The sequence below is a fragment of the Microbacterium sp. MYb64 genome, assembly GCF_002979495.1.
In the GTDB taxonomy this organism is placed as follows: domain Bacteria; phylum Actinomycetota; class Actinomycetes; order Actinomycetales; family Microbacteriaceae; genus Microbacterium; species Microbacterium azadirachtae_A.
The window spans coordinates 77,833-91,137 of record NZ_PCOW01000004.1; the positions used below are offsets into that span (position 1 = coordinate 77,833).

Annotated in this window: 15 protein-coding genes; 13 read left to right on the forward strand and 2 right to left on the reverse strand. The window is 71.0% G+C overall.

All coding sequences use genetic code 11. From position 1 onward, the window contains the following. Positions 1-5: 5 nt before the first annotated feature. Genes CQ044_RS05540 through paaZ form a run of 4 tightly spaced genes read left to right on the forward strand, consistent with a single transcriptional unit; the run spans position 6 to position 4,898 of the window. Positions 6-1,193 carry an acetyl-CoA C-acyltransferase gene (locus CQ044_RS05540; RefSeq protein WP_105687457.1) on the forward strand — a complete coding sequence of 396 codons (1,188 nt, stop codon included), beginning with the start codon at positions 6-8 and terminating at the stop codon, positions 1,191-1,193. Then, positions 1,193-1,948 (forward strand): enoyl-CoA hydratase/isomerase family protein, encoded by a 756-nt coding sequence (locus CQ044_RS05545; protein ID WP_105687459.1) that lies wholly within the window; start codon positions 1,193-1,195, stop codon positions 1,946-1,948. Before CQ044_RS05540 ends, CQ044_RS05545 begins: the two co-directional genes overlap by 1 nt. Continuing rightward, on the forward strand, positions 1,945-2,844 hold the full coding sequence (locus CQ044_RS05550; RefSeq protein WP_105687461.1) for a 3-hydroxyacyl-CoA dehydrogenase family protein: 900 nt from the start codon (positions 1,945-1,947) through the stop codon (positions 2,842-2,844). Before CQ044_RS05545 ends, CQ044_RS05550 begins: the two co-directional genes overlap by 4 nt. Then, positions 2,844-4,898, forward strand: a complete 2,055-nt coding sequence (gene paaZ, locus CQ044_RS05555) for a phenylacetic acid degradation bifunctional protein PaaZ (RefSeq protein WP_105687463.1) — start codon at positions 2,844-2,846, stop codon at positions 4,896-4,898. The genes CQ044_RS05550 and paaZ overlap by 1 nt, the downstream gene beginning before the upstream one ends. A 98-nt stretch (positions 4,899-4,996) precedes the next feature. Here paaZ and paaK read toward each other — a convergent pair whose 3' ends face one another. Further along, complete coding sequence (gene paaK, locus CQ044_RS05560; protein WP_105687465.1) at positions 4,997-6,298, reverse strand: phenylacetate--CoA ligase PaaK; 1,302 nt, start codon at positions 6,296-6,298, stop codon at positions 4,997-4,999. Then, positions 6,295-6,717 (reverse strand): hydroxyphenylacetyl-CoA thioesterase PaaI, encoded by a 423-nt coding sequence (paaI, locus tag CQ044_RS05565; protein ID WP_105687467.1) that lies wholly within the window; start codon positions 6,715-6,717, stop codon positions 6,295-6,297. The genes paaK and paaI overlap by 4 nt, the downstream gene beginning before the upstream one ends. 130 nt (positions 6,718-6,847) lie before the next feature. On the opposite strand from paaI, the gene paaA reads away from it, so the two are divergent. The 9 genes from paaA to CQ044_RS05610 all read left to right on the forward strand — a co-directional run bounded on the left by paaA (position 6,848) and on the right by CQ044_RS05610 (position 13,305). Then, a complete protein-coding gene (gene paaA / locus CQ044_RS05570) occupies positions 6,848-7,816 on the forward strand; it encodes a 1,2-phenylacetyl-CoA epoxidase subunit PaaA (RefSeq protein ID WP_105687469.1) in 969 nt (322 codons plus the stop codon). Further along, a complete protein-coding gene (paaB, locus tag CQ044_RS05575; protein WP_045272044.1) occupies positions 7,813-8,118 on the forward strand; it encodes a 1,2-phenylacetyl-CoA epoxidase subunit PaaB in 306 nt (101 codons plus the stop codon). Before paaA ends, paaB begins: the two co-directional genes overlap by 4 nt. Next, positions 8,115-8,957, forward strand: coding sequence for a 1,2-phenylacetyl-CoA epoxidase subunit PaaC (paaC, locus tag CQ044_RS05580; protein ID WP_105687471.1), 843 nt, complete (start codon positions 8,115-8,117; stop codon positions 8,955-8,957). Before paaB ends, paaC begins: the two co-directional genes overlap by 4 nt. Further along, the gene (gene paaD, locus CQ044_RS05585) at positions 8,954-9,448 is read left to right on the forward strand and encodes a 1,2-phenylacetyl-CoA epoxidase subunit PaaD (protein ID WP_374954849.1); all 495 of its coding nucleotides are present in this window, start codon (positions 8,954-8,956) and stop codon (positions 9,446-9,448) included. Before paaC ends, paaD begins: the two co-directional genes overlap by 4 nt. Beyond that, positions 9,448-10,689, forward strand: a complete 1,242-nt coding sequence (paaE, locus tag CQ044_RS05590; RefSeq protein WP_105687475.1) for a 1,2-phenylacetyl-CoA epoxidase subunit PaaE — start codon at positions 9,448-9,450, stop codon at positions 10,687-10,689. The genes paaD and paaE overlap by 1 nt, the downstream gene beginning before the upstream one ends. 66 nt (positions 10,690-10,755) lie before the next feature. After that, the gene (locus tag CQ044_RS05595; RefSeq protein ID WP_105687477.1) at positions 10,756-11,526 is read left to right on the forward strand and encodes an enoyl-CoA hydratase/isomerase family protein; all 771 of its coding nucleotides are present in this window, start codon (positions 10,756-10,758) and stop codon (positions 11,524-11,526) included. 82 nt (positions 11,527-11,608) lie between these two features. Further along, positions 11,609-12,391, forward strand: a complete 783-nt coding sequence (locus CQ044_RS05600; RefSeq protein WP_105687691.1) for a sulfite exporter TauE/SafE family protein — start codon at positions 11,609-11,611, stop codon at positions 12,389-12,391. A 45-nt stretch (positions 12,392-12,436) separates the two neighbouring features. Then, positions 12,437-12,907, forward strand: coding sequence for a MaoC family dehydratase N-terminal domain-containing protein (locus tag CQ044_RS05605; RefSeq protein WP_105687479.1), 471 nt, complete (start codon positions 12,437-12,439; stop codon positions 12,905-12,907). Then, complete coding sequence (locus CQ044_RS05610) at positions 12,904-13,305, forward strand: MaoC/PaaZ C-terminal domain-containing protein (protein WP_105687481.1); 402 nt, start codon at positions 12,904-12,906, stop codon at positions 13,303-13,305. The genes CQ044_RS05605 and CQ044_RS05610 overlap by 4 nt, the downstream gene beginning before the upstream one ends.

A 13,305-nucleotide genomic window follows, 5' to 3' on the forward strand; every position in this document is an offset into this window, starting at 1 on the left:
CGAGTATGTCGGAGGCCTATCTCATCGGCGGTGCGCGCACGCCGGTCGGACGCTACGGCGGCGCCCTCGCCGCGGTCCGCCCCGACGATCTGGCCGCGCTCGTCATCCGGGAGGCCGCGCAGCGCTCCGGCGTTCCCGATGACGCCTTCGACGAGGTGTTCCTCGGATCCGCGAATCAGGCGGGGGAGGACAACCGCAACATCGCCCGCATGGCGGTGCTGCTCGCCGGCCTCCCCGACACGCTGCCCGCCCTGACCGTCAACCGGCTGTGCGCCTCGGGGATGTCCGCCGTCGCGCTCGCGGCGCAGGCGATCCGCGCGGGCGACGCCGACGCGATGATCGCGGGTGGCGTCGAGTCGATGACGCGCGCCCCCTGGGTGCAGGCGAAGCCCGAGCGGGCGTGGGCGAAGCCGGGCGAGGCGTTCGACACCTCGATCGGCTGGCGGTTCACGAACCCGCGTCTCGCCGCGCGTGACAAGGCCACCTTCTCGATGCCCGAGACCGCGGAAGAGGTCGCGCGCCTCGACGGCATCACGCGCGAGGACGCCGACGCCTTCGCGCTGCGCAGCCACGAGCGGGCCATCGCCGCGATCGACGCAGGCCGCCTCGCCCCCGAGATCGTGGCCGTGCCGACCCCGCGCGGCGGGCTCGTCGACACCGACGAGGGTCCGCGCCGCGACACCACGCTCGAGGTCCTCGCGGGGCTGCGTCCCGTGGTCGCGGGCGGCGGCGTCGTCACCGCGGGCAATTCCTCCTCGCTCAACGACGGGGCCTCGGCGATCGTCGTCGCCGGATCCGCGGCGATCGAACGGCACGGGCTGACGCCGCGGGCGCGCATCGTCGCGTCCGCCTCGGCCGCGCTCGCCCCCGAGATCATGGGGCTGGGGCCGGTGCCGGCGACCGAGAAGGCGCTCGCCAAGGCGGGGCTCACCGTGGCCGACCTCGGCGCGGTCGAGCTGAACGAGGCGTTCGCGACCCAGTCGCTCGCCTCGATGCGACGGCTCGGCCTCGACCCCGACATCGTGAACGCGGACGGCGGCGCGATCGCGCTCGGCCACCCCCTGGGGTCGAGCGGCAGCCGGATCCTGATCACCCTGCTCGGCCGGATGGAGCGCGAGGGCGCACGCTACGGGCTGGCGACCATGTGCGTCGGCGTGGGCCAGGGCACCGCGATGATCGTGGAGCGGGTGTGATGGCCGAGGCATCGACGGCCCGCCGCCTGCGCATCGAGCGCGCCGAGGACAGGGTCACCGCGACCCTGGACCGGCCTGAGACCCGCAACGCGATCGATCAGACGATGATCGACGAGCTGCACGCGCTGTGCGCCGAGCTCGAGGAGGACCCGCGGATCCTGATCCTGATCGGATCCGGCGGGATCTTCGCGTCCGGCGCGGATATCGCCCAGCTGCGCGACCGCCGGGCGCAGGATGCGAGGGCCGGCATCAACACGACGGCGTTCCGGCGTATCCGTGCGCTGCCCATGCCGGTGATCGCCGCGGTCGACGGCTACGCCCTCGGTGGCGGCGCCGAGCTCGCCTACGCCGCCGACATCCGCATCGGCACGCCCGGTACGCGCATCGGCAACCCGGAGACCGGGCTCGGCATCATCGCCGCCGCCGGGGCGACCTGGCGTCTGCCGCAGATCGTCGGCGAGGCGCGGGCGGCGGAGCTGCTGCTGACCGGGCGACAGCTGAGCGCGCAGGAGGCGCTCGCCTGGGGCCTTCTGTCGTCGCTGCACGAGCCCGACGACCTGCTCGCCGCGGCGCACGCGATCGCCGACCGCATCGCCGCGAACGATCCGCTCGCCACCCGGCACACCAAGACGGCCCTCCTCGCGACGCCCGACCGGCATCCCGAGATCGAGCTCGAGCTGCAGGCCGAGCTGTTCGAGAGCACCGAGAAGCACCGGCGGATGACCGCCTTCCTGGAACGGAGGAGCCGCCGATGAGCACATCCTGGTCGAGCGAGCCGCAGGAGAGTCGAGACGCGGCGGCGATGCCCGAACGCGTCGGCGTGCTCGGCGGCGGACGCATGGGCGCGGGGATCGCGCACGCGTTCCTGCTCGCCGGATCCCAGGTCGTCGTGGTCGAGCGGGATGAGACTGCAGCTGCCGCAGCGGGGGAGCGGATCCGCGCGAGCCTGCTGCGCTCGGTCGAGCGCGGCAGCACCGGTCGCACGATCGCGGCGCTCGAGGGCGCGCTCGAGACGAGCACCGATGCCGAAGTGTTCGCGGACGCCGGGCTGGTCATCGAGGCCGTGCCGGAGGACCGGGTGCTCAAGGTCGAGAGCCTGCGCCGGATCGAGGCGGTGGTCGCCCGGGGCACCGCGATCGCGTCGAACACGTCCTCGATCTCGATCGATGATCTCGGTGCGGAGCTCGCGCATCCGGAGCGCTTCTTCGGTCTGCACTTCTTCAACCCGGTTCCCGCCTCGGCGCTCGTCGAGGTGGTCGTGGGCGCCTCCACCAACCAGGAGCTCGTCGATGACGCCCGCGGCTGGGTCGCTGCCGTCGGCAAGACCGCGGTCGTGGTCGCCGACGCTCCGGGGTTCGCGTCGAGCCGGCTCGGTGTCGCGATCGCACTCGAGGCGATCCGGATGCTCGAGGAGGGCGTCGCGACCGCCCCCGACATCGACGCGGCGATGGAGCTCGGCTATCGGCACCCGACCGGTCCGCTGCGCACGACCGACATCGTCGGGCTCGACGTGCGACTGGGGATCGCCGAGGAGCTGGAGGCCAAGCTGGGCGCGCGGTTCGCGCCGCCGCAGCTGCTGCGCGATCTGGTCGCGGACGGACACCTGGGCCGCAAGACCGGCCGCGGATTCTACGAATGGAGCGAAGGATGATGACGGAGCTGCTGCCCAGCTACCTGCAGGGAGCCTGGTGGGCCTCCCCCTCCGAGGGCGGGACCGTCGTGCGCGACGCGTCGACGGGGGAGGAGATCGTCCGGGTCGACTCGACGGGCATCGACCTCGCCGGCGCCGTCGACTACGCCCGCACGGTCGGCCAGCGGAGCCTCGGCGCGCTCACCTTCCACCAGCGGGCGATGCTGCTCAAGCAGATGGCCGTGGTGCTCACCGCGCACAAGGAGGAGCTGTACGAGCTCTCGAAGCGCAGCGGATCCACGGTCCGCGACTCCTACGCCGACGTCGACGGCGGCATCGGCGTGCTCTTCACCTACTCGTCCAAAGGCCGTCGCGAGCTGCCGAACGCGAAGGTCCTCCTGGACGGCCCTGTCGAGCCGCTCTCGAAGGACGGATCCTTCCTCGGCCGGCACGTCTACACGCGTCTGCCCGGCGTCGCCGTGCAGATCAACGCCTTCAACTTCCCGATGTGGGGCGCGCTGGAGAAGTTCGCCCCGGCGTTCCTCGCCGGGGTGCCCTCGATCGTGAAGCCCGCGACCCCGACCGGCTACATCGCGGAGGCGTGGGTGCGCATCCTCATCGACTCGGGGCTGCTGCCGGACGGATCCCTGCAGCTGGTGAGCGGATCCCTCCCCGGGATCTTCGACCTGCTCCGCCTCGGCGACCTCGTCGCCTTCACCGGCAGCGCGTCGACCGCCGCGGGGCTGCGCGCCCAGACCGCCGACGGCGTGCGCTTCACGAGCGAGACCGACTCGATCAACGCTTCCGTGCTCGGCCCGGACGCGACGCCGGACACCCCCGAGTTCGAGGCCTACGTGAAGCAGCTCATGATCGAGCTCACCACGAAGGCGGGCCAGAAGTGCACGGCGATCCGTCGCGCGATCGTTCCGGCGCCGCTCGTGGACCCGCTCGTCGCCGCGCTGCAGGCGAAGATCGCCGAGCGCGTCGTGATCGGCGACCCGCACGCTGAGTCCGTCACGATGGGACCGCTCGTCTCGACCGCGCAGCGCGACGAGGTGCTGCGTCAGGTCGCGGCGCTGCGCGAGGCCGGCGGCGAGCTGCTCCTGGGATCCGTCGACGCGCCGGAGGTCGTCCACGCCGATGGCACGACGGGGCCCGCCCCGGAAGGCGCCTTCGTCGCGCCGATGCTCGTCGGCTTCGCGGACACGACCTCGCCGGCCGTGCACGAGATCGAGGCGTTCGGCCCGGTCTCGAGCGTGCTCGGGTACTCGACCGTCGCGGAGGCCGCGGAGCTCGTCGGACTCGGCGGGGGATCCCTGGTGACGAGCGTCGCCACGAGGGATCCCGAGGTCGCGACCGAGCTGCTCACGCGCATCGCCGCGTACAACGGCCGCGTGCTGTTCCTGAACCGCGACGACGCGAAGACGTCGACCGGGCACGGCTCCCCGGTGCCGCACCTCGTGCACGGAGGCCCCGGACGTGCGGGCGGCGGCGAGGAGCTCGGCGGGATCCGCGCGGTCATGCACTTCATGCAGCGCACCGCGATCCAGGGCACTCCGGAGATCCTCACCGCGATCACGGGCGTCTGGCACACCGGCGCCGGCACGGACCGCGCGGTGCATCCGTTCCGCAAGTCGCTCGCGGAGCTGCGCCTCGGGGACCAGGTGGAGTCCGGCCTGCGCGAGCTGTCGCTCGAGGACATCGAGGCCTTTGCCTACTCCACGGGCGACACCTTCTACGCGCACATGGACGAGGAGGCCGCCGAGGCGAACCCGTTCTTCGGCGGGAGGGTCGCCCACGGCTACCTGCTGGTGTCGTGGGCGGCCGGGCTGTTCGTCTCGCCCGAGCCGGGACCCGTGCTCGCGAACTACGGGCTGGAGAACCTGCGGTTCGTGACGCCGGTGAAGCCCGGCGATGCCATCAGGGTGACCCTCACCGCGAAGCAGATCATCCCGCGCGAGACCGATGAGTACGGCGAGGTGCGCTGGGACGCGGTGATCCACAACCAGCGCGACGAGATCGTGGCGACCTACGACGTGTTGACGCTCGTGGAGAAGGCGCTGGCCCCGGCCTGAGTGCCGGCGGCGTTCCGAACTCAGTCGATCTCTCGCTCTTTCACCGACATGAGGGCGAAACGGCGGCGGATCGACTGAGTTCGGAACACCCGCCGCCCTCAGCGCAGGTCGTACAGGCGCTTGTACTTGCCTTCGCTGCGGGGGAGGGATCCCGGTTCCTCGACCTGCACGTCGACCGACGTCCCGATCGAGGTCTTGATCCGCAGCTTCAGCACCTCGGCCGCGGCCAGCGCGCTCGCCGCGTCGATGTCGGGATGCCGCTCGATCCGCACCTTCAGTGCGTCGAGGTGGCCCTGCCGGGTGAGCTCGAGGACGAAGTGCGGGGTGAGCGTCTCGATGCCGAGCGCGATCTCCTCGATCTGGGTCGGGAACAGGTTCACGCCGCGCAGGATGATCATGTCGTCGTCGCGGCCGGTGATCTTCTCCATCCGCCGCATCGCGGGAAAGGCGGATCCGGGAAGCAGCCGGGTGAGATCCCTGGTGCGGTAGCGGATCACCGGGAACGCCTGCTTCGTGAGCGATGTGAACACGAGCTCGCCCGGCTCGCCGTCCGCGACCGGTTCGCCCGTGGAGGGGTCGATGATCTCGGGCAGGAAGTGGTCCTCCCAGATGTGCGGGCCGTCCTTCGTGGCGGCGGCCTCCATCGCGACGCCGGGTCCCATGACCTCGCTGAGCCCGTAGATGTCGACGGCGTCGATGTTCAGGCGCTGCTCGATCTGGAGGCGCATCTCGTTGGTCCACGGCTCCGCGCCGAGGATCCCGACCTTGAGCGAGGTGGAGCGGGGATCGATCCCCGCCTGCTCGAGCGCGTCGGCGATCGTCAGGAGGTACGTCGGGGTGCACATGATCGCGTCGGGCTCGAAGTCGTGGATGAGCTGGACCTGCTTGGCGGTCTGCCCGCCCGACATCGGGATCACGGTCGCGCCGAGACGCTCGATGCCGGCATGAGCGCCCAGACCGCCCGTGAACAGGCCGTAGCCGTAGGCGTTGTGCACCTTCCAGCCGGGCTGCACTCCGGCCGCGCGCAGCGAGCGCGCGATGAGGTCGGCCCAGTTGTCGAGATCGGTCTGGGTGTAGCCCACGACGGTCGGCCGGCCGGTGGTGCCCGAGGACGCGTGGATGCGGCGCACATCGGCCATCGGCACCGCGAACATGCCGAACGGGTAGTACTCGCGCAGGTCGTCCTTGGTCGTGAACGGCAGGCGCGCGACGTCGGCGAGGGTGCGGATGTCGTCGGGGTGGATCCCGGCCCGCTGGAAAGCGAGACGGTAGAACGGCACGTTCTCGTACGCGTGATGCACGGACCACTGCAGGCGCTCGAGCTGCAGGGCGTGCAGCTCGTCCGGGGTCAGGGAGGTGGCCGTGTCGTTGCGCGCGGCGCCGACGGCGGTGTCGGTCATGAATTCTCCTCGGGGAAAGGACGGTTCGTGGTGATCGAGCGGCCGCGGAACTCGGCGACGATGTCGCCGGTCTCGTCGGTCACGGTGATGTCGTAGAGGCCCGTGCGACCGTTGCGCGCGCGGCGCGTCCCCGCGGCCGTGAGCACCTGCCCGGCGCGCGTGGACTTCAGGAAGGTGATGTCGGCGCCCGCGGCGACCGTGACCTTCTCATCCTCGTTGCAGACGATCGCGAAGGTCGTGTCGGCCAGGGCGAAGACCAGCCCGCCGTGCGTGATGTCGAAGCCGTTCAGCATGTCCTCGCGCACGATCATCGAGACCACGGCGCGGCCCGGCTCGTCCACCTCCACGCGCATGCCGAGGGCGGATGAGGCGCGATCGCGCTGCATCATCGGACGCAGGTCGGCGACGGGGTCGGTCATCTGTTCTCCTTCGAACTGAGCGGCGCGGACCGGGGTGCGGTGCCGGTTCGGGAAGGTCGTCCTTCTGCGAACGATACGAGTGTGCCATAATTACTGTACGAACGGTAGGTAATTCACTCAGGAGTCGACGATGACTGTTTCCCCCGTGGCCTTGACCGAGGATCCGGACGCCCAGGCGCTCTTCGACGAACTCGTCGAGAACGAGCAGCGCATCGAGCCGCGCGACTGGATGCCGGAGGCGTACCGCAAGACGCTGATCCGGCAGATCTCCCAGCACGCGCACTCCGAGATCATCGGGATGCAGCCAGAGGGCAACTGGATCACCCGCGCTCCCAGCCTCAAGCGCAAGGCGATCCTCATGGCGAAGGTGCAGGACGAGGCCGGGCACGGGCTCTACCTCTACTCGGCCGCACAGACGCTCGGCATCACACGCGACGAGATGATGCAGCAGCTCATCGACGGCAAGGCCAAGTACTCCTCGATCTTCAACTACCCGACGCCGACCTGGGCGGACATGGGCGCGATCGGGTGGCTCGTCGACGGCGCCGCGATCTGCAACCAGGTGCCGCTGTGCCGCGCCTCCTACGGTCCCTACGGACGTGCGATGGTGCGCATCTGCAAGGAGGAGTCGTTCCACCAGCGCCAGGGCTTCGAGATCCTGCTGACCCTCATGCAGGGATCGGAGGAGCAGCGCGCGATGGCGCAGGACGCCGTGAACCGCTGGTACTGGCCGGCGCTCGCGATGTTCGGCCCGCCGGACGACCAGTCTCCGAACTCCGCACAGTCGATGCAGTGGAAGATCAAGCGCTTCTCGAACGACGACCTGCGCCAGCGCTTCGTCGGCATGCTCGTGCCGCAGGCCGAGATCCTCGGCGTGACCCTGCCGGATCCCGAGCTCAGCCTCGACGAGGAGACGGGTCAGTACGCGATGGGCGAGATCGACTGGGACGAGTTCTTCGAGGTCGTCCGCGGCAACGGGCCGTGCAACGCCGAGCGGCTGCAGCGCCGTCGCGACGCGCACGCGGAGGGTGCCTGGGTGCGGGAGGCCGCCGCGGAGTACGCCCGCAAGCAGGCTCTTCGGCAGGAGGTGGCGGCATGACCACCCCCGGAGCATCCCCCGAAGAGAGCTGGCCCATGTTCGAGGTGTTCGTCCGCGCGAACCGGGGCCTCAGCCACGTGCACGTCGGATCCCTGCACGCCCCCGACGCCGACATGGCGCTGCGCAACGCGCGCGACCTGTACACGCGGCGCAACGAGGGCACGTCGGTGTGGGTCGTCCCCGCCGATGCGATCACGACAAGCGACCCCGACGACAAGGGCGCGTTCTTCGAGAGCCCCGCCGGCAAGAACTACCGCCACGCCGTGTACTACACGGCCTCCGAGGGGGTGCCGCACCTGTGAGCGCCCACGATCTGGACGGTGCGATCGACCCGCACGGCGACGTCTCGGTCGACGAGCTCGCGCTCGCCGCGGAGCTGGCCGGCTCCGGGGAGCGCGCGGCCTCCGCCGACATCGCAGAGTACGCGCTCTGGCTCGGCGACGACGCCCTGATCCTGTCCCAGCAGCTCGGAGCCTGGATCACCTACGCCCCCGAGCTCGAGGAGGACGTGGCGCTCGGCAACATCGCCCTCGACCTGCTCGGGCACGCGCGATCGTTCCTGCGCTACGCCGGATCCTGGGACGGGCGCAGCGAAGACGACCTCGCATACTTCCGCGACGAGGCCGAGTTCCGCAGCTCCTGGCTCGTGGAACAGCCCAACGGCGATTTCGCGCAGACGATCGCGCGCCAGCTCCTCGTCAGCACCTACATGCTCGAGCTGTACTCCGCGCTGCGGGGCAGCACCGACGCGACGTTCGCCGCGATCGCCGAGAAGGCCGTCAAGGAGGTCGACTACCACCGCGACCACGCCGTGCAGTGGGTGCTGCGTCTGGCAGGGGGCACCGAGGAGTCGCGCGCCAGGATCATCCGCGCCTTCGCAGACGTCTGGCCCTATGCGGCCGAGCTGTTCCGCGACGACGAGCTGATCGACCGCCTCGGCGATGCCGCCGTGCGGCCCTCGTCGCTGCGGGCTGGCTTCGATGCCGTGGTCGAAGCCGTGTTCGCGGAAGCCGAGCTGGATTTCCCCGCCGGCTCTGCCTCGGCCGGCGGCGGGCGGCACGGATCCCACGCGACCGGGCTCGGTCACCTGCTGTCCGAGATGCAGGTGCTCGCCCGTCGTCACCCGGGGGCGACGTGGTGACCGGGCTGCGCGAGCGCGCCTGGGAGGCGGCAGCCGCGGTCAAGGATCCGGAGGTCCCCGTGCTGACGATCGAGGACCTCGGCGTGCTGCGCGACATCACCGTCGACGGCGATCGGATCCGCGTCGACATCACTCCGACCTACAGCGGCTGCCCTGCGATGGACACGATCCGCGACGACGTCGAACTCGCGCTCATCCGGGCCGGCTTCGGCGAGGTCGAGGTGCGCCTCGTGCTCGCACCCGCCTGGACCACGGACTGGATGACCGAGGAGGGCAAGCGCAAGCTCACCGAGTACGGCATCGCCCCGCCGAGCGGACACGCGGCCCTGCGACGGGCTCAGGGGCCGGTGCGCATCTCCCTCGGCGTCCGCTGCCCGCGGTGCGGGTCCCTGGACACCCGCGAGCTCTCCCGCTTCGGCTCCACGTCGTGCAAGGCGCTCTACGAGTGCCGCGCGTGCCTCGAGCCCTTCGACCACTTCAAGGTGATCTGATGACGCTCTGGCATCTGGGCGCGGCCGCGCACACCGCCGCCCCCGAGGAAGCCGCGACCGAACGTGTCGCCGGCTCGCTCCTCAACAGCGTCGTCGGAGGCCCTTCGACGGGCTCAGGGACCGCGGCATCCCCGCGCCGGCGCACCCGCTTCCACACCCTCGCCGTCCAGGAGGTGCGTCCGCTCACCGACGAGGCGATCGAGGTCACCTTCGCCGTGCCGGAGCAGCTCGCGGGGGAGTTCGACTACCTCGCCGGGCAGCACGTCGCCCTGCGCGCCGAGCTCGACGGTCACGAGGTGCGCCGCTCCTACTCCCTCTGCCGGCCGCCGGCGTGGAACCCCTCTACGGGCTCGGGGACCATCAGCGTCGCGATCAAGCGCGACCGCGGAGGCCGCTTCTCCACGTGGGCGCAGAGCGAGCTGCACGAGGGCGACAGGATCGACGTGATGAGCCCGCAGGGCACCTTCACCTCGGCGCTCGCCGCGCTCGACGAGGCGCACGTCGTCGGCATCGCCGCGGGGTCGGGAATCACGCCGCTCATGGCGCTCGCCGCCACGGTGCTCGCGCGCTCCGACTCCAGCCGGTTCACGCTCGTGTACACGAACCGCCGGGCGACCGACGTGATGTTCCTGGACGACCTCGCCGACCTCAAGGACCGCTACCCGGCGCGCTTCGCGGTGCACCACGTGCTCACCCGCGAGCAGCGCTCGGCTCCGCTGCTGTCGGGCCGCATCGACGAGGGGCGTCTGCGTGGCATCCTCGACGCGCTCGTGCTGCCGGCGACGGTCGACGAGTGGTTCCTGTGCGGGCCGTTCGATCTCGTGCAGCTGTGCCGCGACACCCTGGCCGACATCGGCGTCGAGTCCGCGCACGTGCGCTACGAGCTGTTCACGACGGGGGAGCCGGGGCAGGAGCGCCCTGAGGCCGGGCGTCCGATCGAGGTGCGCGAGGACGAGCCCGTGCGCACGATCGAGTTCACCCTGGACGGACAGTCCGGATCCGTGGACACCCCGGTGTCGGCCAACGAGTCGATCCTGAACGCCGCCCTCCGCGTGCGTCCCGACGTGCCCTTCGCGTGTGCGGGGGGCGTGTGCGGCACCTGCCGGGCGCGCCTCGTCGACGGATCCGTCACGATGACGGAGAACTACGCGCTCGAGCAGGACGAGCTCGACCGCGGCTACGTGCTCACGTGCCAGTCCCACCCCACGACCGATCGCGTCGTCGTCGACTACGACGTTTGAACGGCGCAGGAGCCCTTCGACAAGCTCAGGGATCACCTCGACAAGCTCAGGGACCAAGGAGGAACCATGATCGACCTCGCGATCGACGGCGCCGTCGCCCACATCACGCTGAACAACCCCGACAAGCTCAATGCCCTCGACGAGCAGGCGGTGCGCGACCTCGGAGACGCCTACGCCGAGGCCGAGCGCGCCGGTGTGCGCTCCCTCGTGCTGACCGGCGAGGGCAGGGCATTCTGCGCGGGCCGCGACATCTCGGGCGTCGATCCGCGCGACGACGACGTGATGGGCTACCTCGACGGCATCGTCACGCCCGTGCTGCAGCGCATGTCGTCCTTCCCCGCACCGACCTTCGCCGCCGCGCAGGGAGCCTGCCTCGGGGTGGGCCTCGGCCTGCTCATCGCGACCGATGTCGTCTACGTCGCCGACACCGCGAAGATCGGATCCCCGTTCGCCGCGCTCGGCGCGACGCTCGACTCGGGCGGACACGCGCTGTTCGTGGAGCGGCTCGGCGCGCACCGCACGCTCGACCTCATCTACTCCGGCAGGCTGATGAGCGGATCCGAGGCGGTCACGGCCGGGCTGTTCTCCCAGGCGATGCTCCCCGAGATGGTGCACGAGGCCACGCTCGCGGCCGCTGCCCGTGCGGCGCAGGGCGCGACGGCCGCGTTCGTCGCGAGCAAGCGCCTGGTCGCCGCTCTCCGCGACGAGCGCCTGGGGCTGTGGCATTCGATGCGCCAGGAGAACGCGGCCCAGGCGGCGCTCTGCGACACGGACGACTACCGCGAGGGCTTCGCGGCGTTCCAGGAGAAGCGCCCGCCGCTGTTCGAAGGGCACTGAGCCCGCGCGACTACGCTGGACGGTGCTGCTCCGCCAGGAACGGCGGACAGGAGCGAGCGTGGTCGAGGGTGCCGTCGAGCGGATGCGGGGGCCGCGCGCCTACGCGTCCTTCATCGGGATCGGGCTCGCCGCTGGTCTCCTCTCCGGCCTCTTCGGCGTCGGCGGCGGCACGGTCATCGTCCCGCTGCTCGTGCTGCTGCTCGCCTTCGACCAGCGTCTGGGGGCTGGCACCTCGCTCGCCGCGATCGTGCCGACCGCGCTCGTGGGCGTCATCTCGTACGCCGTCCACGACTCGGTGGCGTGGATCCCGGCGCTGATCCTCGCGGTCGGATCCGTCGTCGGCGCGCAGATCGGCACCCGCCTGCTGCCGCGGATCTCGCAGACCGCGCTGCGCTGGTGCTTCGTCGGCTTCCTCGTGATCGTGATCGTGAGCCTGTTCCTGGTCATCCCGTCGCGGGGCGCCGTGCTCGAACTCACCTGGGTGACCGGCCCGCTGCTGCTCGTGCTGGGCCTGTTCACCGGCGTGCTCGCGGGCCTCATCGGGGTCGGCGGGGGGATCGTGGTCGTGCCGGCGCTCATGCTGGCGTTCGGCACGAGCGACCTCGTCGCGAAGGGCACGTCCCTGCTCATGATGATCCCGACCGCGATCTCCGGCACGATCGGCAACCTGCGCAATCACAACGTGGATCTGGTCGCCGCAGCCTTCATCGGCCTCTCCGCCTGCACGACCACGGCGCTCGGCGCCTGGCTCGCGACGCTCATCGACCCGTTCGTGGGCAACATCCTGTTCGCGGTGTACCTGGCGTTCATCGCGGTGCAGATTGCGCTGAAGGCGATCCGCGGGCGGAAGCCCCGCACCGCCTGAGCGGCCGCTCGGCGAGCGATCGGCGCCGCTCGATAGGATCGAGGGGTGCCCGTGAATCCTGAACTGGTCGGCCGGGAGTTCCCGCCGACGGCCCCTTACCTCGTCGGTCGCGAGAAGGTGCGCGAGTTCGCGCGCGCCGTGTTCGCCGACGCCCCGCAGCACACCGATGTCGCGGCGGCCCAGGCGCTCGGCTTCGCCGATGTCGTCGCCCCGCCCACCTTCGCGATGGTCATCCAGGACCTCACGCTGCAGCAGCTGCTGGGGCTCGAGGACTCCGGGATCGTGCTGTCCCGCACGATCCACGCCGAGCAGCGCTTCGCCTACACGCGCCCGATCGTGGCCGGCGACGAGCTCACCGCCCGACTGACCGTCACCGGGATCCGAGCGATGGGTCCCGCCGCGATGATCACGAGCGACGCCGAGATCCGCGACGCCGCCGGCGCGCACGTCGTCACCGCCACGTCGGTGCTGCTCGTGAGCGATGCCCCGGCCGAGAACGAGGAGGCCGCCGCGTGAACGTCGGAGACATCATCGCCGAGCGCACCGTGCACCTCACGCGTGAGGCGCTCGTCCGCTACGCCGGCGCGTCCGGCGACTTCAACCCCATCCACTACCGCGACGACGTCGCCGCCGAGGTGGGCCTGCCCGGCGTGCTCGCGCACGGCATGCTCACGATGGGCGTCGCCTCGTCCGTCGCGGTCGCCGCCCTTCCCGGCACCGCGCGGATCCTCGACTACGGCGTGCGCTTCGCACGCCCGATCGTGGTCGACCCGCAGACCGGCGCCGACGTCGCGATCACCGCCAAGGTCGGCGCGATGGACGAGACCGCGGTGCGGATCGACCTGACCGTCCGGTTCGCCGAGACCACGGTGCTCGTCAAAGCGCAGCTGCGCGTCGCAGCGGACTCGCTCTGA